Source organism: Halanaerobium sp. ST460_2HS_T2, from assembly GCF_003337665.1.
GTDB lineage: Bacteria > Bacillota > Halanaerobiia > Halanaerobiales > Halanaerobiaceae > Halanaerobium > Halanaerobium kushneri.
Window position 1 is genome coordinate 61,706 of record NZ_QPJF01000002.1, and the last position, 23,488, is coordinate 85,193.

A 23,488-nucleotide genomic window follows, 5' to 3' on the forward strand; every position below is an offset into this window, starting at 1 on the left:
CCTCCATTTACTCTCTGCTATCTACTCTAATTTTTCTAATACATAAATCAACAAGCCACTTTTTAGTTCAATTAGTGCTCTTTCATCCTCAATTAAATTACTAATCCCCCGGCTTTGCGAACGGAAAATATCCTGATTTTCTAAACTATATTTACAGCCCTTAATAGTCAGACCACAAACTGTTTTACTTTGAGGAAGCAGAGAAAGACGATAACCTTTTTTTGATAAAAACTCTTTTTTTTCATTCTGACCAATTAAAGCAATTTCAAGATTCAATGAAATCATCTCTGCTCGCAAATTCAATTCATAAATATATTCTAAAAGATTTAAATTTGCCAGCTGCTGATCTATTCTACCGCCCAGAGCTGCAGTTAAATATAATTCTTCAAATCCATTTTTTTGACAGTAATCAACTGCAATTTCCCCATCTGTCTGATCTTTTTCAACCGGATATTTTATTATATTGACATTATGCTGGTTAAAATATACTTTGTTTTGCTCAGTTAATGAATCCAGATCGCCGATAATTAAATCCGGTATTAGCTTTAAACCTCTTAGTTTATTAGCACCACCATCAACAGCAATAATACAATCTATCTCTTTTTTTGAGATAAGCCGTTTTAAATCTGATTTCTTAAAATTTAGCTCACCATTAAGCACTAAAAGAGCCCTTTTTTTAGACATCAGACGCAATACTCCTCATTTCCAACAGTGCCCGGGCTGGATCAGCTGCACCAAAAATTGCAGAACCAGCAACTATTATATCGGCACCAGCATTTACAACTTCTTTTAAATTATGTGTTTTTATCCCACCATCAACCTCTATCTGACAGCTGTAATTATTTCTTTCAATCATTCTCTTCAAACTAGCAATTTTTGCTGTCATCTGAGGAATATATGATTGCCCTCCAAAACCAGGATTAACTGACATAATTAAAACCTGATCAAGTTCGGGAAGAATATATTCTAAATTCTCTAATGGTGTGGCAGGATTTAGAGAAACACCAGCTTTTATTCCCTGTTCTTTTATCAGCTGAATTACTCGATGAATATGGTCTGTTGCTTCCAGATGGACTGTTAAAATATCAGAACCTGCTTCTGCAAATTCTTTAATGTATCTTTCGGGATTGCTAATCATTAAATGAGTATCAAAAGGAAGCTGACTGTGCTTTCTTATAGAACTAATTAAACCGGGGCCAAAAGTAATGTTGGGCACATAATGACCATCCATTACATCTAAATGTAAATAATCAGCATCTTTAACCAGCTGAATTTGATCTTTTAACTGACTAAAATCAGATGCCAGCAGTGAAGGTGCAAATTCTGTTTTCATTAGTATTTTCTCTCCTTTTCTTTTAATTCATTATATAATTGTTGATAACTCTGATACCTGCGGGCAGATATTTCACCAGCTTCTACTTTTTGCTGAACCACACATTGAGGTTCATGGAGATGAGTACAGCGATTAAATTTACATTGATTATTATATTCTGCAATCTCCGGAAAATACCAGGATAAATTATCTGGCTCAATTTCTAAGTTTAGTTTTGACATTGAAGAAAAGCCTGGAGTATCTGCTACCCACCCCTTGTTTGGTAAAGATAATAATTCCACCATTCTTGTGGTGTGAACTCCTTTTTTTAGTTTTTTACTTACAGCAGCTGTTTTTAAATCAGCATCCTCTATAACTTTATTTAAAAATGAAGATTTACCTGCTCCTGATGGACCAGTTAAAACATTGATTTTGTTATTTAATTTTTTAAATAATCGATCTAGATTTTTATTTTCTTTAACACTGATAAAATGAAGCTCATAGCCTGCATCCTGATATTCTCCAAACTTTTCTTTAAAACTGACTGCAGCCTGGTCAATCTTATTAATTACTATCAAAGGTTCAAATCCAGAACTTTCTACAAGTAACAAAAATCTATCCAGTAATGCAGGCTTAAAATCGGGATTTTTAAGAGAATGCATGATCACAACCTGATCTACATTTGCTACCTTTGGCCTTTTAAGTAAGTTTTTCCTGGAATAAAAGTCTTCCAGAATTTTATTTTTTTTATCTATTTCTACATAATCTCCAGGATAAATTTTTTCTCGTATTTTACCTCTTATTCTACACTGATAAATATTCTTTTCCTGATCAGCTACGAAGAAAAACCCCCCTATGGATTTAATTAAAATCCCTTTCATCTAAATTATCAGCCTCCAAAGCTTTCTGACTTAATTAACTGATCATCAAAGTAAACTTTTATCTCTGTTTTTCCCTGACTTCTAATGTCTCTTACTATGTTATCTCCAGGTTCATGAATAGCCTGATAAACCTGATCTCGCCCATTATCATCTTCAACTACAATTCGTACCTCTCTGCTTTCAGAACCTGTCACATTTACAGAAATTCTATTTAGAGTATAATTCTCGGTCACATTAGTCGCTCCACCTCTACTAACAACAAAATCAACAGCAATCCCCCTGGGAAGATATTCGCCGGCTTTTACACTCTGTGAGATTACCTGTCCATCTGCAAAACGCTCTGAATTTTCCACACTAACCTGACCAATATTTAAACCTTTTTCTTTGATTAAATCAAAGGCTTCTGCCTGGGTTAAACCAGTCAAATCAGGCATACGAACAGATATATCTCGCTCTCCTCGGCTTACAAAAAGAGTGATTTCGCTTCCTTTTTCTACTTCAGCTCCGGCTGCTGGAATTTGATTGATAACTGTACCAGGTTCTTCTGATAACCTAAATATATACTGGATGTCTCCACTTTTTAAAGAAAGATTATCTAACTCAATTAAGGCCTCACGTAATGAATTACCGATAAATTCAGGTATTTCGATCAACTGGGGGCCTTTACTAACAGTAATATTTAAAGGACGACTCTGCTTAACCCTTTCCCCTGCAGCAGGCTGCTGACTAACAATATGTTCAGCCTCAATTTCTTCACTAAAAACCCTTTCTTCATTTTCAACCAGGTTAAGGCCTACTTCTGAAGCAAGTTTTCTGGCCTCAGTTAGGCTTTTACCCTCTATCTCTGGCACCTGAACAACCGGCACATTTGTATATTGATTGAAAAAGAAAACAACTCCACCCAGTGATATCAATAAAAATAATATAACCGCTCCTGTAATAAAAAGAGGTTTTTTATATTTTTCCTGATCACTATTATCTTCAGATCTGTCTTTCTTTGAACCATTTTTCTTTTTAATTCTCGAATGTTTTTCATCCTGTTTGAGATCATTTTTATCTTTTAACCCTTTTTTATTTTTAACTGCTTCTTTATTTTCTTTGTTTTCATCGTTAGTTTTACTAACTTCTGCATTATTTTTGCTAGAATTATTTAAAAAATCAAAATCTGATTTTTTCATAACCCTTGTTTCATCAGCATTAAAATCAGCTTTTTTTTCTGAATTTACAATATTAGATTTTAGATTTTTTAAGCAGTAGGTAATCTGCTGTCGCATTTCGTAAGCATCCTGAAAGCGATCTGCCGGATCTTTTGCTATTGCTTTCATAATCAGGTCATTAACCTCTTCTGGTATATCCTTATTAATTTTTGCAGCTTCAACCGGCTGCTGTTGTATATGTTTTAAAGCAACAGAGATTGGACTCTCTCCATGAAAAGGAAGTTCTCCAGTTGTCATTTCATATAAAACCACACCCAGTGAATAGATATCAGAATAGGCTTTAATCTCTCCTCCTTTTGCCTGCTCAGGAGAAAAATAATGAGCACTTCCGACAACAGTTTCTGTAACCCTGACAGTTGAATTACTAACAGCTCTTGCAATTCCAAAGTCAGTAACCTTAACCTCATGGTCGTCATTTAAAATTATATTATGAGGCTTAATATCACAGTGTACAATCTGATTACCATGGGCAACAGAAAGCGCAGCAGCAATTTGTCTTGCTATCTCTAAAGATTCAGCAATAGATAGTTTTTTTCTTTCTTTTATTATATCTTTCAATGTTTTGCCTTCAACTATTTCCATTACAAGATAAATTCTTTCCTCATCAACAACAATATCATAAATACTCACCACATTAGGATGAGATAATCTGGCTACAGCTCTCGCTTCCTGTCTGAATTTATCAATAAATTCATCATCGGACTTATATTCCGGACGCAGCATTTTAATTGCCACTCGTCTTTCTAAAAGCGTATCACGAGCGGAGTAAACAATCGCCATTCCTCCACGTCCTATTTCCTTTATTATCTTATAACGGTTATTTAAAATCTTACCCTGCATAAATTCACCTCAATTATCATCAAACAATAATTATTATTCATTAAAACCAGCAACTATTAAAGTTATATTATCAAGACCACCACTGCTCAGTGCTTGCTGAAGAAGCTCATCTGCCACTTTTTCTACATTAGTATGTTTATTAAAAACTGTTTTAATTTCTTCTTCTTTGATCATATCTGTTAAACCATCAGTGCAAATTAATATATACTCATCGCCAGAAATATCAAGCTGCCCTTTATCTAAATCCAGTTCAGATTCTAATCCTAAAGCCTGAGTAACTATATTTTTTTTAGGATGATTAAAAGCTTCTTCTTTAGTGATTTTGCCTTTCCTTAATAAATCAGCAACAAGCGAATGATCCTCAGAAATTTTCTTTAAGGTTTTATTACTTTTATTATAAAGATAAATGCGGCTGTCACCTAAATTAACATAATAAAGCCTCTGGTTACAAACAATTACAGCAGCAAATGTAGTTCCCATCCCCTGATAATCAATTTTTTGCTTACTTTTTTTAATAATAGCCTGATTTATTTCAAAGGTCAAATCGCTCAGACTTGCCAGTGGATTTGAAAGTTCAAAGTTAAAATCTGCTGCAAAATCCACTGCAGTCTGACTTGCCACTTCTCCAGCAGCATGTCCCCCCATGCCATCAGCAACCATAAAAAAATCAATATCACTATTTATAAAATAATTATCTTCATTTGCGCTGCGTTTTTTCCCTTTATCAGTTAAAGCTTTAAACCGCATTTTTTTCCTCCTTAAAATTATAAGCTATTTTCTTTTCTTTTAAGCTGACCGCAGGCTGCATCAATCTGAGTTCCCATTTCTCTTCTTAGAGTAACCTGAATACCATTATTAGCCAGAGTTTCATAAAATCTATCTATTACTTTCTGTACAGGTCTTTCAATACCCAGCTCTGGCACTGGATTCGCAGGAATCAAATTTACATGACAGTTTATTCCTCTGAGTAATTCGGCCAGCTGAACAGAAAGCTCAGGACTATCATTAACACTGTCCATTAATACATATTCAAAAGTAACTCTTCTTCCTGTTTTTTCTATATACTCCAGAACTGCTGTCAATAACTGATTTATATTATATTTTTTATTGATCGGCATTATTTTATTACGAAGACGATCATTTGGGGCATGCAGAGAAACTGCAAGACCAATTTGATCGTTAACCCGGGCCAGCTTTTTTATTTCAGGCACCAGTCCGGCTGTCGAAATAGTCATTTTTCGCATCCCGATATTCAGTCCGTTATCAGCATTTAAAATTTCTACCGCTTTCATTAAATTATCAAAATTTGCCAGTGGCTCACCCATTCCCATAAATACAATATTGCTCAATCTTGGCTCAGCAAAATTTTGACCGCTTATATCCTTCTGTACTTTAATAACCTGATCAACTATCTCTCCAGTGCTTAAATTTCTCTTTAAACCATCAATTCCTGTGGCACAAAAAGAACATCCCAGGCCACAGCCAACCTGAGTCGAAATACAGGCACTGTGACGACCTGATTCTGGAAAAGGAAGATAAACTCCCTCAATATTTTGATCATCTTTTAACTGCCATAGATATTTAACTGTGCCGTCAACTGCTACACTTCTTTTGATTTCTTCAATATCTGTTAAAATGTAATTTTCATCAAGAAATTTACGCATTTTTTTTGGGATATTTTTCATTTCCTCAGTACTGGAAACTCCATTTTTATAAAGCCAGTTAAAAACCTGTTCGCCCCTATATGAGGGAAAACCTGCATTTTTTAATTCATCTATTAGTTCACTTCTATTTAACTCTTTTAAATCCTTCATCTTAAATTTAATCACTCTCCACTTTTTTTAATAATGCAAAAAAGAAACCTTCCGAATCTACCTCTCCGGGTAAAAGTTCCAAATATTTATTTTTATTCTCTATTGTAAGACTGCTGATTTCATTTAATTTTATATTCAAATCCATCAGTTTAAAATCACTATTTTCCTGCAGAATTCTTTCAATTAAATCTTGATTTTCTTCCCGCGTTAGAGTACAGGTAGAATATAATAACTGCCCATTTTTTTTAAGTTTAGATAAATTATTATTAAGAATCCTGTATTGAAGATCTGCCATTTTTCTAATAACTGAGCGATCCTTTTCCCATTTAATTTCAGGCTTTGAAGAAATAAGACCAAGTCCTGAACAAGGAAGATCTGCAAGAATTCTATCATATTTTTTATCATCTTCATATTTAGCAGCATCAGCAATTTTTAAGTTAACATTCGTTACTCCCAGTCTACTTAAATTATCACTTACCAAATTAAGACGATGTTGACTGATATCTAAAGCAGTAATTTCACCGGTATTATTCATAATTTCAGCTATATGAGTTGTTTTGCCACCTGGAGCAGCAGCAAGATCCAGAACCTGCATCCCCTCTTTTACATCCAGCAGTAAAGAGGCAAGTCCAGCAGATGTTCCCTGAATATACGCCCCACCTTTTTTAAATACCTGAGTCGCTGCAGGATTATTTATTTTTTTTAACCTAAAAAAAGAATCTAAAAAAGTTTTTTCGTATTCAATACCGTCAGCTTTCAAAAGCTGAAAAAATTCCTTTTCAGTCATTTTCAACGAATTATGACGGTAAGTTACCTCAGAACGTTTATTGCCAGCATTTAATATTGTTTCTGCACTTTCAAACCCATACTGTTGAACAAATTTATTAACCATCCAGATAGGATATGAATACTTAACTGATAAATATTTTTCGGGATTTTTAGCTTTAGCTGGAAGTGCCAATTTATCATGCTGACGGTTAATGTTTCTTAAAACTCCATTAGTAAAGGATACAGCTCCTTTTTTAGAGTTTGGAAGAATAGTCTTGACAGCCTCCACACTCTCATAAATAGCAGCTCTTGCAGGAACTTTATCAAGAAAAAAGAGCTGATAAACACCAATTCTCAGCCCCATCAATACTTCTTTATCCATTTTAACCAGCGGGGTTTTTGAATAATTGTCAATTATAAAATCTAAATATAGTTTATTTCTAATTACCCCATAAAAAATTTCTGTAAAAAGACTTTTATCCCGCTGATCTTTTATTTTTTTCAATTCGGAATTCAGCAGCAAATTAGAATAACTGCCCTCTTCAACTCTAAGTAATGATTGTAAAATTTTCAATCTTAAATTTGACAATTAATCATCACCCAACCCTGCCAGTAGTAAAATTCTAAGCATATTGGCCAGTGCAACCAGAGTCGTGGCGACATAAGTAAATGCAGCTGCTTTTAACACTTTTTTGGCACCTTTAATCTCTGTATCAGTTAACACATCAGTACTCTTTAAATTGCTAATCGCCCTATTGCTTGCATTAAACTCAACCGGTAAGGTTACCAGGTGAAATAAAAACGCTGCCGAAAATAGTACAAATCCAGTCATGATCAAAAAATCTGCTCTGATAAAAAATCCAAATATTGCAAGTGGCAGTCCAAAACTGGAGCCTATATTTGCTGCTGGGACCAGGGAAGCTCTTAAAGAAAGTGGACGATAATTTTCCTTATCCTGAATTGCATGACCTACCTCATGAGCTGCCACACCTACAGCCGCTATGGAGCTATTATTATACACATCAGATGAAAGATTAAGTGTTTTATTTTTTGGATCATAATGATCACTCAGTTTTCCATCACTTTTTCTGATTTCTATATTCTCCAGATTATTAAAGGCCAGAATTTTCCGAGCAGCCTCAGCACCGGTTAAATTAGCACTTAACTGAATTTCATTATATTTATTAAAAGTATTTTTAACTTTATATTGAGCATAAACCGCAATTAAAATAGCGGGTAAAATCACAATCATTGTTGGATCAAAGAAAAACGGATACATAATAATAAACCTCCCTTTTTAAATTAACACTATAATTCAATTTTAATTAATTTCAAACTTATTATTTTCTTCAAGTTGATGTCCATTTAAGAAATCATCAACATCAAGTCTTTTTCCTCCTGGCAGCTGCAGTTTTTCTAAAGATAAAACTCCATCAGCTGTCTGGACAAGGATACCATCACTTTGATTGGCTCTAATAATAGTGCCGGGCATAAAGTTAGAATCTTTATGCTCAGAAACACTGCTCTTCCAGATCTTTATTCGATCTCCGTTGAGCTCTGTATAAGCACCAGGCCAGGGATTTACACCTCTAATCAAATTGTGAATATCCTCCGCACTCTGCTTCCAGTTAATTCTTCCCAGTGATTTATCAATTTTATAAGCAAATGTTGCCTCAGGATCATTCTGAGGAATTCTGGGTGCTTTACCAGCTACAATATCTTTTAAAGTTTTAACCAGCAAATCTGCTCCCTGCTCAGCCAATTTATCATGCAGTTCACCTACAGTCTCATTATCTTTTATTTGAACCTTCTGCTGATAAATAATATCTCCTTCATCCCAGCCTTCATCCATATACATTGTTGTATTACCGGTAAGCTTTTTACCATCTATTATTGCTCTATGGATTGGGCTGGAACCCCTATATTCAGGCAGTAGAGAAGCGTGCAGATTGATACATCCATATTCAGGTATTTCAAGCAGTTCAGCACTTAATTTCTGACCAAAAGCAACTACTACTATAAAATCAGGTTCTATATCCTTTAATTTCTTTATAAAATCATCCTGATTAACATTTTCACTCTGCATAACATTTAAATTTAACGCAAGAGCTTTCTTTTTAACATCTGAATAGTGAACCTGCTGACCTCTCCCACTTTTTCTATCAGGTTGAGTTACCACAGCTTCAATTTCGATCTGCTCATCATTATATAAAGCCTCTAGAGATGGAACTGCAAATTCGGGTGTTCCCATATAAACTATTTTCATCAAATCACTCCGCAATTTTTACAATTTTATCAACAAATAATACTCCATTCAAATGATCAATTTCATGTTGGATAGCTCTAGCTTCAAATCCTTCAGCCTCAAACTCTACCATCTCAGCATCTCTATCCAGGGTCCTTACTTTGATTTTTTCCGATCTAATAACATCACCGGTTTCTCCAGGAATACTCAAACAACCTTCTTCCATAATTGCTTTTCCTTCTTCTGCAATAATTTCTGGATTAATCAATACAATTTTGTTACCCTCTCTAATATCTACAACAGCAATTCTTTTTAAAATTCCTACCTGAGGAGCTGCCAGACCAACTCCATCTTCTTCATACATTGTATCAAACATATTATCTATAAGTGCAAGGGTTTTTTCATTTATTTTATCTATTTCCTTAGCTTTACTTCTTAATACTGGATCTCCAATTTCTCTTACCTTTAAAAGAGCCATAATATCTACCTCCTAAATTATATTATAACATTTGATAGGGATCTACATCAATACGAATTTCCAGTGATTGATCACCATTAATTTCCATAAATCTCTTTTCAATCAGCTGAATAATATATTCTCTATTTTTAATGGAACTGAATTTTAAAATTAACTGCCATCTGTATTTATTTCTAAGTCTGCTCAACACAGCAGGAGCTTCTCCAAATTTCTCTAAATATCTATCACTGTAATTATCCAAAAAAGCAGAAAGCTGCTGGCTGTATTGAGCAGTTTTTTCTTCGTCTTGACCACTGATAATAATATTTAAAAGTCTACAATAAGGAGGATAATTCCTGTTTTCCCTAACTGTATTCTCTTTCTGATAAAATATTTTGTTATCTGATTCTAAAACAGTATTAATACTATAATGTTCCGGCTCATAGCTTTGAATAATAAAATTACTTTCCTTACTATTTACAGATAAATTTTTTAATTGTTTTAATAAAAAGTAATTGTTTTCGGCTGCCCGGAAATCAGCACTATTTAAAGCAGTATCAGCAGAAATTACAGCTAAACATTTTAATTGATCATAAAACTGATTTTTTATCAGAATTGAGGTCCCAACTAAAATATCAATTTTCCCTTTTTTAAATAAATTAAGTCTTTTTTTAACTTCACTGCCAGTCAGATCGCTATCTACTCTGGAAATTCTTGCCTTTGAATATAATTCTTTTAATTCTACCATAATTTTTTCTGTTCCAATCCCGGCCTGCGAAATAAAGCTGCTTCCACATTCCGGACATTTATCAGGCAACTCTTTTTCCATTCCACAGTGATGACAGAGTAATTTTTGCTGTTCCTGATGATAGTTTAAAGAAATATCACAGCTGTCGCATTTAATTACATATCCACATTTTCTGCAAATTATATAATTAGCTGAACCCCGTCTATTTAAAAACAAAATAACTTTATTGTTATCAGTAAGTTCTTTTGTTATTTGCTGTTTTAATTTTTGACTAATATCACTAAGATTTCCTTTTTCAATCTCTTTTCTCATGTCAATAATTTCTGTTTTAAGCTGACTCTTTTCAGCTTTAAAATTCAAATAATTATATTTGCCTTTTTGGGCAAGATATTTGCTTTCCAGTGAAGGAATGGTTGATTCTAAAACCAATAATGAATCCGAATTTTTAAGTCTTTTAACTGCCAGCTGACGAGCATGGTAAAGTGGATGTTCCTGTGATTTATAACTTTCATTATTTTCTTCCATTATGATTACGGCATCAACACGTTTAAAAGGAGCAAAAATAGCAGACCTGGCACCAGCAGCAATCTGAACCTTAGCTTTTTTTATTTGCTGCCACTGATCAAATCTCTCAGCCGGAGAAAGACTGCTGTGTAAAAAAGCAATTTTATCTGCAAAAAAATCATTTAATTGTTCTAAAAAAATATGATCTTTTTCGATTTCCGGTACTAGCAAAATAATATTTTTTTCGGCTGCAATTAATTCCTGCACCAATTTTATTATAAATATATATCTTCTTCGATTATTATTGGTCTCAAGTAGAAATGAATTATTATTTTGATGATCTTCTAAAATTTTTGACAGTATTGATTTTTCCTCTTTATTTAACGAAATATCAATTTTTGCTTCTGCTTTCAAATTACTATTAATGTTTATCTTTCTCAGCTTATTATCAGTATATAATTTAATTAAACCTCTGTCTATTAAACGGTAAACAGTTTGTCTAGAAGTTTCAGCAATATCTAAAACTGCCTTTAATTTATGATCTTGATTCTTATTCTCCAGCAGATACTTGAGAATTAAATACTGTTTTGGAGCTCTTCTTTCAATTTTCTTAAGTTCAGATTTAAAATCACTAACTTCTGGATTCAATTTAAGCATCTCAATCTGCTTTTTTTTGATTTTACCGTCAGTTATGCCTGGTGGCAAAGCACTTTTAATAACCTGAGCTAGATAAGCATGATAATAAGAAGCAGTCCAATAAAAAAGTTCCAGTAAATTCTGGTCAAAAAAACTTTCTTGATAAAGTAGAGATTCAACTTTTTTTAATTTTGACTTATCTACATCGGATCTGGCATCCGTTTCCACCACAAAAGCTGTAAGTTTACGTCTTCCGAATGGAACCCGAACCAGCTGCCCAATTTTAATCTTTGAATTTAATTCCTCAGGCAGCAGATAATCAAACTCTTTATTTAGTTTCTTTAAAGGTAAATCAACTACAACCTTGATTATTTGCTCCATGAAATTCCCTTTCTTAAACTTTATGAATTTAATATTTAAAAAGCCGAAGGCGGAAACCTTCGGCAGCAAATCAAAAATTTTCTTTATAATTTATTCTAAACCAGCTTTTTTCCTTAAGTTATCCACTCTATCAACTTTTTCCCATGGTAGTTTGAGATCATGTCGACCAAAATGACCATAAGCAGCTACCTGTTTATAGATTGGGTTTCTTAAATTTAGATTTTTAATAATCTGAGCCGGCCTTAAATCAAATTCATCTTTTACTATCTTTTCAAGTTGAGCTTCAGATATTACTGAGCTTCCAAAAGTATCGATCATAACAGAAAGTGGTTGAGCAACCCCTATTGCATAAGCAATTTGAACTTCACACCTTTCTGCCAGCTCTGCTGCGACAATGTTTTTGGCAATGTATCGAGCAGCATAAGAAGCTGAACGATCAACTTTCGTTGGGTCTTTACCGGAAAAAGCCCCTCCACCGTGGTGAGCAGTTCCACCATATGTATCTACAATAATTTTTCTGCCTGTTAATCCAGTATCTCCATTTGGTCCTCCAATAACAAATCTACCGGTTGGATTAACCAGAATTTCAGTCTCTTCCTTTAGTAAGTCTGGGTCTATAATTTCCTTAATAACATGTTTAGTTATATCCTCTTTGATCTGATCCTGAGTCACTTTAGGATGATGCTGAGTAGAAACTAATACTTTATCAACATAAGCAGGTTTGTCATCTTCATAAGCTACTGTCACCTGAGTCTTTCCATCAGGCCTCAGATATTTAAGGGGTCCATTTTTCCTAACCTCAGCTAGTCTGCGAGCCAGCTTATGAGAAAGCATAATTGGCAGAGGCATTAATTCTTCTGTTTCATTAGAAGCATAACCAAACATTAACCCCTGATCTCCTGCTCCTAAGTCAAATTCTGATTTACCCTCTTTTTCTTCCAGAGAATGATCTACCCCCATTGCAATATCTCCGGACTGCTCATCAATAGCTGTTAAAACTGCACAGGTTTCACCATCAAACCCATATTTTGCTCTGGTATAACCGATTTCTTTGACCGTCTCTCGAGCAATCTTTTTTAAATCAACATAACAGGAGGTCGTTATTTCTCCTGCAATTAATATTAAACCTGTAGTAACCATAGTCTCACAGGCTACCCGTGCATCTGGATCTTTTTCAATTATTGCATCCAGGACAGCATCAGAGATCTGATCAGCAACCTTATCAGGATGGCCTTCAGTAACAGATTCTGAGCTAAACAAATATTTCCGTGTCATAATATCACCTTTCATCTATACTTATTCAAATCTAAAAGCAAATTTTGCTAAATATAATCAATAAATTTAGTTTAGCATATAAAATTTGAGCTGTCAATTTTGCTGGATTAATTTGATTTTCTAACTTTTCTAATGTAGTAAATCAAGGAAACTCCAATGAAGATAAGTAATAAACTTATTAGCCTGGCAACCTGAAAATCAAAAATTATCAAACTATCTGTTCGCTGTTCTTCTATTAAAAATCTAAAAACAGAATAAATTATTAAATAAAGCGAAAATACTTCACCATTTTTTTTTATAATCAGAACGCAAATAAAAGAACAATATCAGAAAAAGGAAAAAATCTACTATCGATTCATAAAGAAAAGTTGCTTCCCTATATGCTCCTTTAATATACATCTGCTTTTTTATAAATTCTGGAAAAAAATTATAATAACTTTCAGCAACAATCTTGCCATATGCTTCCTGATTAATAAAGTTACCCCAGCGTCCTATTGATTGAGCTAAAGCCGTTAAAGGAGCGAGATAATCCAGAGCCAAAAAAAAGTTTTTATTTCTCTTTTTAGTCAACAGATAAAGAATCAAAACCCCTACTATTATACCCCCATGAATTGCCAGACCACCTTCATTAATGGCTATAATCTTTTCAGGGTAGTTTAAATAATAATCCAGATTAAAGATCACATAATAAAGCCTTGCGCCTAAAACACCAAGGGGAAAAGCTATTATTATGAAATCAAGGAAAAATTCGAAATCAAATTCTTTTTCACTTCTCAATAATAAGTTTAAAATAAAAAGCGAGATTATTAAGGCAGACACAATCAAAAAACCGTACCATCTTACTTCTAAAGAAAAGAATCTTATCAAAACTGGATCAATAATTTTTATCACCTATCTTAATAGCTTAAACATTCTTCATTTTTGGATCCAGTGCATCTCTTAAGCCATCACCAAGTAAATTAAAACCTAAAACACCAAAAATGATTGCCAGCCCGGGAAAAGTTGCCACCCAGGGAGCCCGCTGCAGAGAACTTCGGGCATCACTCAACATTGCTCCCCATTCTGGAGAAGGTGGTTGAGCTCCAAGTCCCAGAAAACTTAAAGCTGCAGCTTCTAAAATAGCTGTAGCAATACTCAGTGTTGTCTGGACAATTAAAGGTGCCATTGCATTTGGAAGTAAATGTTTAAAAACAATCCTTAAATCTCCTGCCCCTAATGCTTTTGCAGCACTTATATATTCGCTTTCTTTAATCGAAAGCACTGATGACCTTACAATTCTTGCAAAACGAGGAACATTAATAATTCCAATAGCAAGCATTGCATTTTTTAACTGTGGCCCTAAAATAGCAACAATTCCAATCGCAAGTAAAATACTGGGGAAAGCCAGCATAATATCCATAAATCGCATAATAACCATGTCTATTTTACCACCATAATAACCAGCAAGAAGACCAAACCCCACTCCAAAAACCAGAGCCAGTGATACTGAAACAAGGCCAACCTGAAGTGAAATTCGGGAACCATAAATAATACGACTCAAAATATCTCTTCCCATTTCATCTGTTCCCAGTAAATGTTCAGAAGATGGTGCTTTGTATCTTGCCAGAATGTTCTGCTCAAAAGGGTTATATGGGGCTAAAACTGGCGCCAGAACAGCTACCAAAATTAAAAATATTATAATACCCAGTCCTGCAATCCCAATCTTACTCTGTAATAATCTTCGCCAGGCTTCAAACCAGGGATTGGTATTCTTTTTCATTACTTTATTCTTTTTACTATCTGACATCTCGATAATCTCCTCTCCTACTCATACTGAATCCTTGGATCTACTAAAGCATATGATAAATCAACAATTAAATTTACAATTACAAAAACTCCTGCAAAAAATAAGATTCCTCCCTGTACTATCGGAAAATCTCTGGCATAAATTGCATCAACCAAGTATTTACCAAGTCCAGGCCAGGAAAAAATTGTCTCGGTCATTACAGCTCCACCAAGTAAAACTCCAAACTGAAGTCCCACAACTGTAATAATTGGTACCATAGCATTTTTTAGAGCATGCTTAAAAATTACAACTTTCCTCTTTAAACCTTTAGCATAAGCAGTCCGAATAAAATCTTTTCTCAAGACTTCCAGCATAGATGAACGAGTCATTCGGGCTATAATTGCCATCGGGATTGTACCCAGTGCAACTGCCGGTAAGACAAGATGATGTAAAATATCTTTTAAAGCTGAAAATTTCAACTGGAGAATGCTGTCAATAACATACAAGTTTGTTATTGGAGTAAAATCAAGCCCTACACCAATTCTTGATGAAGGTGGAAACCAGCCCAACTCAACCGCAAAAAGCCAGATAAACATCAATCCAAGCCAGAAAATTGGCATTGAAACTCCCATTAAAGCTATTAACATACTTAAGTTATCAAACCAGGAATTCTGGTTAATAGATGCAAAAATTCCGGCCGGTATCCCCACCAGAACTGCAAACATTATAGCAAAAAAAGATAATTCTAAAGTTGCCGGAAATCTCTGTGCTAATTCTGCACTAACAGGATTATTACTCATTATTGATCTACCTAAATCTCCTCTTAATAGATCTTTAACATAACGCCAAAACTGTACCGGTAGAGGATCATTTAAACCCATCTGTTCTCTCAGCCGCTGTAAAGCCTCATCGGTAGCCCTCTCTCCCAGCATAGTCTGAGCAGGATCACCAGGAATTAAATGAACAATTAAAAAAACTATAACTGCTACTCCAATTAAAATTGGAATTAAAGCTAGTAATCTTTTGATAATATAGTTAATCATTTCCTAATTACACCTTCCTATTCAAAGTTAATCTGCGGCTTTCCAGCCGCAGATTAATTTTTTGATTCAATTTTAATTTCTTTATTCTTCTAACCAAACTCTGTGTAACTTTTCAGTTCCTGTTGGGTTAGGTACATAATTTTCAACATTTGATTTTAAAGCAATTGGTGGTGTTGAGTGAACTAAAGGTACCCAGGGAGCATCCTTATGGATGATTTCCTGTGCTTCCATATAAAGCTCAACTCGTCTATCCTGATCCATTGTTTTTTGTGCTTCAACTAATACCTCATGCAGTTCTTCACTTTCATATGCATTATTACTATTAGTTTTATCTAAGAGCACATATAAGAAATTATCTGGATCACCATTGTCACCTGTCCATCCCAACATGTATGTTGGAGCTTCCTGATGTTCAGTCTTATCAAGGTAGGTACTCCAGTCATAAGTTACCAGATTAGCTGTAACACCAATTTCACTTAAATAACTTTGAATAGCCTGACCAATAAATTTACCCTGTGGAATATATGGTCTTGGTACCGGTAAATACCAGAGATCAAATTCAAAACCATCTTCATAACCAGCTTCAGCTAATAATTCTTTTGCTTTTTCTGGATCATATTCATAAGGTTCTATATTATCATTATAACCCCAGATAGAAGGTGGCATTGGGTTCTTTGCTGGTTCAGCTAAACCAGCATAAAAAGCATCAATAATTGCCTGCTTATCAATTGCATGGTTAAAGGCTCTTCTAACTCTTACATCATCAAAAGGTTCAAACTTAAAGTTCATTGCAAAATAACCAACATTCATACTTGGTCTTAAGGATAGTTTTAACCCATCAGAACTTTTCACTGCTTCTACATCTTCTGGACTTACTCCATCCATCATATCAATAGTTCCGGACTGTAATTCCATAAAACGAGCTGAGTTATCAGGTATTGAACGGAAAACAATTTCATCCAGATAAGCTCTTTCTCTCCAGTAATTTTCGTTTGCCTTCAGGATTACTCTATCTCCCTGACGCCATTCTTCAAGAGTATAAGCACCAGTACCTACAGGATGTTTAAAATAATTTTCCCCATATTCTTTGACAGCTTCCGGACTGGCAATTCCAAAAGGAACCATAGCCAGGTTGTTTAAAAATGGAGCCTGTTTTTCAGAAAGAACGAATTCTACTGTATATTCGTCTACTACATTAACTTCCTGAATAATTCCCGGGAAACCCTGGAACATATAACCATAATAGGTGAATTCTCCACCAATATGATAGGGATGATCTTCCAGACGCCAGCGATCAAAATTCCATTTTACAGCTTCTGCATTAAATGGATTTCCATCATGAAACTTTACGCCTTCACGTAAATTAAAAGTCCAGGTTAATCCATCTTCAGATACTTCCCAGTCTGTTGCCAGAGCTGGTTCTACTTCGGTTGTGCCAGGAGTATAATCAACAAGGGTATCATAAATCTGCTGAGTTACTTTAAAAGATTCTCCATCAGTCACCTGAATTGGATCTAAACCTACTGTATCTCCTCCACGGCCAAAAACAAGAGTTCCACCCTGTTCCTGTGCCATTACCCCTGTTACAAATACCGACATTACTACTAAAATAATAAAAGTTGTTAAAATTAATTTTCTCATACTAAGCTTCTTCCTCCTCATTTTTGTCTGTAATATCTTATTTTCGGGCCTTACAAAATGTTTTTATCACCTCCAAAAATTAATTGAAAGAATTTTTACAATAATAAATCTATACTTATATTTATTATATTTGATTTTTTGAATTAAGTCAATTATTTCGCAATAATATTTTCAATTAAATATAATAAATGTAAATTAAAATTACATTTATTTCCTTTCTGCATCAATTATATAATCAAATATTTTATGAGCCAGTTTTCCTTTTTCAAGCAGAGGTAATTTAGCACTTCCCTCTTCGCTTAATATAATAACCTGATTTTTATCACTGCCAAAAGCAATATTTTTATCACTAATATCATTTGCAATAATATAATCAGCCTGTTTTTTACTCAATTTAGCCTGGGCATTATCTAACAAATTTTCACTTTCAGCAGCAAAACCAATTAATAGCTGGTTTTTATTTTTGTTTTTGCCCAGTTCCGCCAGAATATCAGTTGTTCTTTCCAGTTCGAGTTTTAAACTGCCTTTTTCTTTCTTGATCTTCTGCGGGTTATACTTCTGAGGACGGTAGTCTGCTACTGCTGCAGCCATAATTATTATATCAGCACTCTCAGCTTCTTTAAATACCTCTTCTTTCATATCAGCAGCGCTTTCTACTCTGATAAGTTCAACACCTAGAGGTGATTTAAGTTCAGTTGGGCCAGAAATCAATTTAACCGCAGCACCTCGATAAGAAGCAGCCTGGGCCAGAGCGTAACCCATTTTGCCACTGGAATGATTAGTTAAAAAACGGACCGGATCTATCGACTCCCGAGTTGGACCAGCAGTAATAAGAATTTTTTTGTTTTTAAGATCCTTTTTTAAAAGTTCCCGTTTGATTTCTTCAACTAAACGTTCAGGATCAGGCAATCTTCCCTGTCCAGTATAACCACAGGCTAGATAACCGGCATCAGGGGTAATAATTTTATAACCTAAATCCTCTAAAGTCTGCATATTTCTCTGTACCACAGGATTCTCAAACATATGCACATTCATAGAAGGTGCAATCATTATTGGAGCTTCTGTAGCCAGAATTACTGTTGTCAGCAAATCATCTGCAATACCTGCCGCTGCCTTAGCAATAAAGTTTGCTGTTGCTGGTGCAATCAAAAACAAATCCGCTTTATCGGCCAGACCAATATGTTTTACTTCACTGGTAGTTGTGCTAAACAATTTACTTTCCACCGGTAAATGTGTTAAAGAATGAAATGTAATTGGTTTAATAAATTCAGTTGCCGATTCAGTCATAATTGTATAAACATTATGATTTAACTTGGTTAAACTGCTTGCAACCTGCAGTGATTTATAAGCTGCTATTCCTCCGGTTACTCCCAAAACAATATTTGCAGACATTTTTCTACCCCTTTGTTTTTAAATATGTTTAGTCAAATTTTTTATAATTTTCAGGTGCTAGACTAAATTATTTCTCTTTTCATAAGTGATTTTATCTTTTTCAATTTCTTCTAAACTTTGAGAAACTAATTTATGACTGCGGTATTCTTCTAATATTTTCTGACCGCTTTCATTGAGATGTCTTGCTCTTTTTGCCGCTAGGATAATAACTGTATATAAACTATCGGCTTTATCTACCAACTGTTTTGCAGAGGGTTCAGTAATCATTTTGAATCTCTCCTTTTTTGTTCCTTTATAATAATTTTTTTTATTTCTCTAACTGCATCTGATAAGCTATCATTAATAACTTCATAATCGTATTTATGTACTTCTTTTAATTCCTGGCGTGCATTTTTCAAACGTAGACTTTTACTTTTATCACTCTCTGAACCACGTTTATCAAGTCTATTCTCTAATTCTTCCAGAGAGGGTGGGACCAAAAAGATATAAACAGCTTCCGGATATTTATCTCGAACCTGTTTTGCACCCTGGGTATCAATTTCCAGAATGATATCTTCTCCATCTTCTAATTTTTGATCGACAAATTTTTTGGGAGTCCCATAATAGTGACCGTGTACCAGAGCACTTTCTATAAAACCATCATTTTCTTCAATTTCTTCAAATTCTGCTTCCGAAATAAAGAAATAATCCTCTCCCTCAATCTCACCCTTTCTTCTTTCGCGGGTGGTTGCAGAAACAGAATAGGAAACCCCATCAAAATTTCTAAACAGTTCGTCAAGCACAGTATTTTTCCCCACACCTGATGGCCCGGATAATACAAATAATAACCCCTTTGACATTAATTTATACCTCCACTTTATTTTTCGTCTTCTAAACGGTGTGAGACAGTTTCTGGCTGAATTGCAGACAGGACTACATGATCACTATCTGTAATAATAACCGCTCGTGTACGACGTCCATAGGTAGCATCGATTAACATTCCTCTTTCACGTGCTTCCTGAATAATTCTTTTTATAGGTGCTGATTCTGGACTAACTACTGCAATCACTCTATTTGCTGCAATAATATTACCAAAACCAATATTGATCAAGTTGACATCCATTATTTATACCCCCTAAAGTCTTATTTATCTAAAATAACTTCGCTCCTTATCTTTATTAATGATACCACAGCATTACTTTTTTGACAAGGGTTGAGCTGAGTCTTTGCTGCAAACGATTGTTTATTTAATTGACTCTCAGCTGAGTTTCTTTTATACTTAAATAAATATATTAAAGATTGGAGTGATCTGTATGGCCTTTGATGGAATTATGTTATCTGCTCTTAAGGATAATTTAAAGCAAAAAATCATCGGCGCCAGAATTGAAAAGGCTTATCAAATAGATAAAAAATATTTAATTATTCGTTTAAGAAATAATAATCAAAACTTAGAACTTTTAATTTCTACTGATCCTCAGGGAGCAAGAATCAATTTAACTGAGCTTGATTTTGACTTTCCTTCCTATCCACCTGATTTTTGTATGATGCTCAGAAAATATTTAAAAAATTCATATATTCAGGATATAATACAGCCGGATTTTGAAAGAATGATTAAAATTGAGATTGAAAAAAGAGGAAAAAAATACTCGTTAATTGCTGAACTAATGGGGAAATACAGTAATGTCATTCTTCTGGATGATAATGAAATGGTACTGGATGCAATGAAAAGAATTACTGAAAAACAAAATTCAGAACGACAGCTATATCCGGGTATAAAATATGAAAAACCTCCAGCACAGGATAAATTAAATCCTCTTAGTCTTACCAGTAAAGAAGAATTCCGGCAAATTATAAGCGAAGACTTTTCTCAAGCTGCTTTTAGAGCGGTAATGTACAATTTTAGAGGTATTGGACCATATTCAGCCCGCGAAATTGTCCATCGAGCTGGAATAGACCCTGCAGAAAATTATAATAATCTAATTAATTCTAAAAAAGATAAAATTGCCGAATCAATGCTGAATCTTTTTAGCGAATTTAAAAAAGGAGTCTACAGGCCAGTAATTGCCACTAAGACAGGTGAGGTAGACTACATTTCTGCCTTTATTCTTAATCACAGAAACCCCGAAAAAATTGAGGAATTTGATGATCTTGATCAAATGATGGATTATTATTTTGAGGAATTTTTAAAGGATAAAGAACTAAATAAAAATATTAGAGAATTAAATAAAGTAGTTAATACTTATCTAAACAAAAATCTTAAGAAACAAAAAAAATTAAAAAAACAGCTTAAAGAAAGTAAAAATGCTAAAAAATATAAAAAAATGGGAGAACTTATAACCGCCAATATTTATCAGATTAATCGGGGAGATAAAAAAGCTGTGGTAAATGATTATTATAGTGAAGATCAGAATCAGATAGAAATAAAACTTGATCCTGCAAAATCTCCTTCTGAAAATGCTCAAAAATATTTTAAGAAATATAATAAATTGAAAAAAAGCGTAAAACATTTAAAAAGAGAAATAGCCAAACTAAGACATGAAGAAAAATATTTAAAACAGGTAAGTATGAATATTGAGCAGGCTGAAACTTTAGATGATCTGGCAGAGATAAAAGAAGAATTAAAAGAAGAAAAGTATATTAAAAAGCAGAAACAAAACAAAAGAAATAAAGGAAGTAAAAAACTACCCCCACGTAAATTCATTTCCAGTGATGGATATCAGATATTGGTGGGAAGGAATAACAAACAGAATGATAGGTTAACTAAAAAAATGGCTAATAATGGTGATATCTGGCTGCATACCAAAGTTATTGCAGGCTCGCATGTGATAATAAAAAGAGACACTGATAAAAACCTTCCCGATAAAACTCTGAGACAGGCAGCAGCCATTGCTGCTTATTTTAGCAAAGCAAGAGAATCCACAAATGTTCCTATAGATTACACGCCTGTGGAAAATGTCAATAAACCTAAAGGGGCTAAACCCGGACTGGTCTATTATGAAAAGTATCAGACAATCTACATCGATCCAGCTGACAAAGAATTATTAAAACAATTAGCAGCAGATTAATTTCTGCTGCTCCATTTATTTTTAATTACTGCAATTGACTTAATGATAACAATTAATATAAAAATGGCAATAATTATTTTTATAATTCTCAGAGGATATTTCTGATAATAACTTGTTTCTTTCCTTAAAGTTAAATTAATCGGCAGAATATCATTTGCAAGCTCTGTCTTTGCCAGCACCTTTCCTCGTTCATTTATATAGCCGCTTAAACCTCCACTTACTGCTCTAATTAAATCTGTTCTGCTTTCTGCAGCCCTGAAAACAGCAGCTGCAAAGCTTAAATTATTATATACCTTAGAAGCAGCCTTTTCTTCGGCAGCTACGTTAACAATTAAATTCATATCCTGAATCTGGTTGTTTTTTTTATTAACAACTGGAATAAAAATTTCTTCAGCAAAAAGATTAATGTAAGCTATATTTTTCACATCAATTTCAGCAGCTGAAACTGGCTGTTTTAATAAGTCAGGTTTATAGTTTAAATAATCAGCCATCAGCCTATTTATTTCTTTAAGATAGGGAAAATTAATTCCTGACATAATATTGCCCTGCTTATTAGTTCTTTTAATCATTTTCATATCTCCGGAAAATAAAAACAGAGAATTAAATACTTCTGCCTGATAATTTTGATCTTTAGCAGCTGCTGCTCCTAACTGAAGATAGGAAGTACCCAAACTCTCTTTTAATCTGGAAAAAAGCTGATCTCTATAATAATTATTTCTAATCAGATCAAAGCTGATACTCTTCTCTGGCATAAATATAACTTCATTTTTACTTTTTTTAACTAAATCTGTTAGATTATCAATTTCTTTTGCTATTTTATCAAAAAAACTGTCATCTCTAACAGAATCCGCTACCAGTAAATCAACTTTCTGTCTGCTGATGTTTGCTTCCAGATCTGTTTTGGTAAAAAAAGGAACAGCTGCCACCACTATAAAAATCAAGATTAAGGGCACAATTTTTTTCCAGGCTGGCTCCAGATAAATTTTAACCAGATAAGAAGCAAATAAAACTGTAATAAATGAGACCAAAAAAACCCCACCATAACCAGCATACTGAACAACTAAAGGAAAAGCACTCTGGGTATAGGCAAAATAATTAAAGGGATTAAAATTAAAAAATTCAAATCGAAAATACTCCAGCACAGTCCAGCTTAAAGCAGCAATAAATGGACTGTAAGAATTTTGTGGCTGTAGAAATTTGTTTATAATCACCCAGCCAGCAAGCGGAAGTGCTGAAAATAAAAAATAAATAAATAAAATAACTAAATTAAAAGAAAAGGGCATTTTAAGAGCTGTATTAAGAGGTTGATAAAGCCAGTGCAGTGAAAAAACTGAATTCAAAAAACCAATCAATAAAGCAATTATAAAAGAATGACTGTAATCATAATCATTAACAAGATAAATTAGGGGTATAAAAGCAAACCAGCTCAAGAAAAATAAAGCTGGATAATAATATGGTGCTGTAAATAAAATTGATGATAAAATAATTAAAATAAATTCCATATTTCTGCCTCCAGAAATCATTA

23 protein-coding genes are annotated in these 23,488 nt (G+C 33.9%); 1 reads left to right on the top strand and 22 read right to left on the bottom strand.

All coding sequences use genetic code 11. The annotated features are described in order from the left end of the window. Nucleotides 1-21: 21 nt before the first annotated feature. From DFR80_RS01745 to remA, 21 genes are all read right to left on the bottom strand, one after another. Nucleotides 22-684, bottom strand: coding sequence for a thiamine diphosphokinase (locus DFR80_RS01745; protein WP_076545032.1), 663 nt, complete (start codon nucleotides 682-684; stop codon nucleotides 22-24). Next, a complete protein-coding gene (gene rpe, locus DFR80_RS01750) occupies nucleotides 677-1,333 on the bottom strand; it encodes a ribulose-phosphate 3-epimerase (RefSeq protein WP_076545034.1) in 657 nt (218 codons plus the stop codon). Before rpe ends, DFR80_RS01745 begins: the two co-directional genes overlap by 8 nt. Beyond that, entirely contained in the window at nucleotides 1,333-2,193 is an 861-nt protein-coding gene (rsgA, locus tag DFR80_RS01755; protein WP_114489058.1) for a ribosome small subunit-dependent GTPase A, read from the bottom strand. The genes rpe and rsgA overlap by 1 nt, the downstream gene beginning before the upstream one ends. Nucleotides 2,194-2,201: 8 nt before the next feature. Continuing rightward, nucleotides 2,202-4,250, bottom strand: coding sequence for a Stk1 family PASTA domain-containing Ser/Thr kinase (gene pknB, locus DFR80_RS01760; RefSeq protein ID WP_114489059.1), 2,049 nt, complete (start codon nucleotides 4,248-4,250; stop codon nucleotides 2,202-2,204). Nucleotides 4,251-4,283: 33 nt separating this feature from the next. After that, nucleotides 4,284-4,997, bottom strand: coding sequence for a Stp1/IreP family PP2C-type Ser/Thr phosphatase (locus DFR80_RS01765; protein ID WP_114489060.1), 714 nt, complete (start codon nucleotides 4,995-4,997; stop codon nucleotides 4,284-4,286). Between the two features lie 17 nt (nucleotides 4,998-5,014). Further along, nucleotides 5,015-6,064, bottom strand: a complete 1,050-nt coding sequence (gene rlmN / locus DFR80_RS01770) for a 23S rRNA (adenine(2503)-C(2))-methyltransferase RlmN (RefSeq protein WP_076545039.1) — start codon at nucleotides 6,062-6,064, stop codon at nucleotides 5,015-5,017. Nucleotides 6,065-6,071: 7 nt separating this feature from the next. Beyond that, nucleotides 6,072-7,406: a 16S rRNA (cytosine(967)-C(5))-methyltransferase RsmB gene (gene rsmB / locus DFR80_RS01775; protein WP_233493663.1), complete on the bottom strand. Its 1,335-nt coding sequence runs from the start codon at nucleotides 7,404-7,406 to the stop codon at nucleotides 6,072-6,074. A 15-nt stretch (nucleotides 7,407-7,421) separates the two neighbouring features. Continuing rightward, a complete protein-coding gene (locus DFR80_RS01780) occupies nucleotides 7,422-8,111 on the bottom strand; it encodes a zinc metallopeptidase (RefSeq protein WP_076545042.1) in 690 nt (229 codons plus the stop codon). A gap of 42 nt (nucleotides 8,112-8,153) precedes the next feature. After that, the gene (fmt, locus tag DFR80_RS01785; protein WP_114489062.1) at nucleotides 8,154-9,098 is read right to left on the bottom strand and encodes a methionyl-tRNA formyltransferase; all 945 of its coding nucleotides are present in this window, start codon (nucleotides 9,096-9,098) and stop codon (nucleotides 8,154-8,156) included. A 4-nt stretch (nucleotides 9,099-9,102) separates the two neighbouring features. Continuing rightward, nucleotides 9,103-9,555: a peptide deformylase gene (gene def / locus DFR80_RS01790; RefSeq protein ID WP_114489063.1), complete on the bottom strand. Its 453-nt coding sequence runs from the start codon at nucleotides 9,553-9,555 to the stop codon at nucleotides 9,103-9,105. A gap of 22 nt (nucleotides 9,556-9,577) precedes the next feature. Next, nucleotides 9,578-11,803 carry a primosomal protein N' gene (gene priA / locus DFR80_RS01795; RefSeq protein WP_114489064.1) on the bottom strand — a complete coding sequence of 742 codons (2,226 nt, stop codon included), beginning with the start codon at nucleotides 11,801-11,803 and terminating at the stop codon, nucleotides 9,578-9,580. A gap of 90 nt (nucleotides 11,804-11,893) precedes the next feature. Further along, nucleotides 11,894-13,078 (bottom strand): methionine adenosyltransferase, encoded by a 1,185-nt coding sequence (gene metK / locus DFR80_RS01800; protein WP_076545048.1) that lies wholly within the window; start codon nucleotides 13,076-13,078, stop codon nucleotides 11,894-11,896. Between the two features lie 107 nt (nucleotides 13,079-13,185). After that, nucleotides 13,186-13,392 (bottom strand): prolipoprotein diacylglyceryl transferase family protein, encoded by a 207-nt coding sequence (locus tag DFR80_RS15330; protein WP_369862558.1) that lies wholly within the window; start codon nucleotides 13,390-13,392, stop codon nucleotides 13,186-13,188. Further along, entirely contained in the window at nucleotides 13,361-13,969 is a 609-nt protein-coding gene (lgt, locus tag DFR80_RS01805) for a prolipoprotein diacylglyceryl transferase (RefSeq protein WP_233493665.1), read from the bottom strand. Before lgt ends, DFR80_RS15330 begins: the two co-directional genes overlap by 32 nt. 13 nt (nucleotides 13,970-13,982) lie before the next feature. Next, a complete protein-coding gene (gene nikC, locus DFR80_RS01810) occupies nucleotides 13,983-14,864 on the bottom strand; it encodes a nickel transporter permease (protein ID WP_076545049.1) in 882 nt (293 codons plus the stop codon). 17 nt (nucleotides 14,865-14,881) lie between these two features. Beyond that, nucleotides 14,882-15,886, bottom strand: a complete 1,005-nt coding sequence (locus DFR80_RS01815; RefSeq protein ID WP_114489065.1) for an ABC transporter permease — start codon at nucleotides 15,884-15,886, stop codon at nucleotides 14,882-14,884. A gap of 81 nt (nucleotides 15,887-15,967) precedes the next feature. Continuing rightward, nucleotides 15,968-17,527 carry an ABC transporter substrate-binding protein gene (locus tag DFR80_RS01820; RefSeq protein WP_076545053.1) on the bottom strand — a complete coding sequence of 520 codons (1,560 nt, stop codon included), beginning with the start codon at nucleotides 17,525-17,527 and terminating at the stop codon, nucleotides 15,968-15,970. Nucleotides 17,528-17,734: 207 nt separating this feature from the next. Beyond that, nucleotides 17,735-18,919, bottom strand: coding sequence for a bifunctional phosphopantothenoylcysteine decarboxylase/phosphopantothenate--cysteine ligase CoaBC (coaBC, locus tag DFR80_RS01825; protein ID WP_076545055.1), 1,185 nt, complete (start codon nucleotides 18,917-18,919; stop codon nucleotides 17,735-17,737). Nucleotides 18,920-18,976: 57 nt separating this feature from the next. After that, nucleotides 18,977-19,186, bottom strand: coding sequence for a DNA-directed RNA polymerase subunit omega (rpoZ, locus tag DFR80_RS01830; RefSeq protein ID WP_114489066.1), 210 nt, complete (start codon nucleotides 19,184-19,186; stop codon nucleotides 18,977-18,979). Then, nucleotides 19,183-19,758 (bottom strand): guanylate kinase, encoded by a 576-nt coding sequence (gene gmk / locus DFR80_RS01835; RefSeq protein ID WP_076545058.1) that lies wholly within the window; start codon nucleotides 19,756-19,758, stop codon nucleotides 19,183-19,185. Before gmk ends, rpoZ begins: the two co-directional genes overlap by 4 nt. 17 nt (nucleotides 19,759-19,775) lie before the next feature. Continuing rightward, a complete protein-coding gene (gene remA, locus DFR80_RS01840; protein ID WP_076545060.1) occupies nucleotides 19,776-20,021 on the bottom strand; it encodes an extracellular matrix/biofilm regulator RemA in 246 nt (81 codons plus the stop codon). Between the two features lie 190 nt (nucleotides 20,022-20,211). Between remA and DFR80_RS01845 the strand changes: the two genes are divergently transcribed. Continuing rightward, entirely contained in the window at nucleotides 20,212-21,963 is a 1,752-nt protein-coding gene (locus DFR80_RS01845; RefSeq protein ID WP_076545061.1) for an NFACT family protein, read from the top strand. Here DFR80_RS01845 and DFR80_RS01850 read toward each other — a convergent pair. Next, a complete protein-coding gene (locus DFR80_RS01850) occupies nucleotides 21,960-23,465 on the bottom strand; it encodes a copper homeostasis protein CutE (protein ID WP_114489067.1) in 1,506 nt (501 codons plus the stop codon). The two genes, DFR80_RS01845 and DFR80_RS01850, sit on opposite strands and share 4 nt — an antisense overlap. Nucleotides 23,466-23,488 lie beyond the last annotated feature (23 nt).

Bases quoted from the DNA above. Each gene is read 5' to 3' on its own strand.
- DFR80_RS01745 (WP_076545032.1), bottom strand. From the start codon at position 684: ATGTCTAAAAAAAGGGCTCTTTTAGTGCTTAATGGTGAGCTAAATTTT.
- rpe (WP_076545034.1), bottom strand. From the start codon at position 1,333: ATGAAAACAGAATTTGCACCTTCACTGCTGGCATCTGATTTTAGTCAG.
- rsgA (WP_114489058.1), bottom strand. From the start codon at position 2,193: ATGAAAGGGATTTTAATTAAATCCATAGGGGGGTTTTTCTTCGTAGCT.
- pknB (WP_114489059.1), bottom strand. From the start codon at position 4,250: ATGCAGGGTAAGATTTTAAATAACCGTTATAAGATAATAAAGGAAATA.
- DFR80_RS01765 (WP_114489060.1), bottom strand. From the start codon at position 4,997: ATGCGGTTTAAAGCTTTAACTGATAAAGGGAAAAAACGCAGCGCAAAT.
- rlmN (WP_076545039.1), bottom strand. From the start codon at position 6,064: ATGAAGGATTTAAAAGAGTTAAATAGAAGTGAACTAATAGATGAATTA.
- DFR80_RS01780 (WP_076545042.1), bottom strand. From the start codon at position 8,111: ATGTATCCGTTTTTCTTTGATCCAACAATGATTGTGATTTTACCCGCT.
- fmt (WP_114489062.1), bottom strand. From the start codon at position 9,098: ATGAAAATAGTTTATATGGGAACACCCGAATTTGCAGTTCCATCTCTA.
- def (WP_114489063.1), bottom strand. From the start codon at position 9,555: ATGGCTCTTTTAAAGGTAAGAGAAATTGGAGATCCAGTATTAAGAAGT.
- priA (WP_114489064.1), bottom strand. From the start codon at position 11,803: ATGGAGCAAATAATCAAGGTTGTAGTTGATTTACCTTTAAAGAAACTA.
- metK (WP_076545048.1), bottom strand. From the start codon at position 13,078: ATGACACGGAAATATTTGTTTAGCTCAGAATCTGTTACTGAAGGCCAT.
- nikC (WP_076545049.1), bottom strand. From the start codon at position 14,864: ATGTCAGATAGTAAAAAGAATAAAGTAATGAAAAAGAATACCAATCCC.
- DFR80_RS01815 (WP_114489065.1), bottom strand. From the start codon at position 15,886: ATGATTAACTATATTATCAAAAGATTACTAGCTTTAATTCCAATTTTA.
- DFR80_RS01820 (WP_076545053.1), bottom strand. From the start codon at position 17,527: ATGAGAAAATTAATTTTAACAACTTTTATTATTTTAGTAGTAATGTCG.
- coaBC (WP_076545055.1), bottom strand. From the start codon at position 18,919: ATGTCTGCAAATATTGTTTTGGGAGTAACCGGAGGAATAGCAGCTTAT.
- rpoZ (WP_114489066.1), bottom strand. From the start codon at position 19,186: ATGATTACTGAACCCTCTGCAAAACAGTTGGTAGATAAAGCCGATAGT.
- gmk (WP_076545058.1), bottom strand. From the start codon at position 19,758: ATGTCAAAGGGGTTATTATTTGTATTATCCGGGCCATCAGGTGTGGGG.
- remA (WP_076545060.1), bottom strand. From the start codon at position 20,021: ATGGATGTCAACTTGATCAATATTGGTTTTGGTAATATTATTGCAGCA.
- DFR80_RS01845 (WP_076545061.1), top strand. From the start codon at position 20,212: ATGGCCTTTGATGGAATTATGTTATCTGCTCTTAAGGATAATTTAAAG.
- DFR80_RS01850 (WP_114489067.1), bottom strand. From the start codon at position 23,465: ATGGAATTTATTTTAATTATTTTATCATCAATTTTATTTACAGCACCA.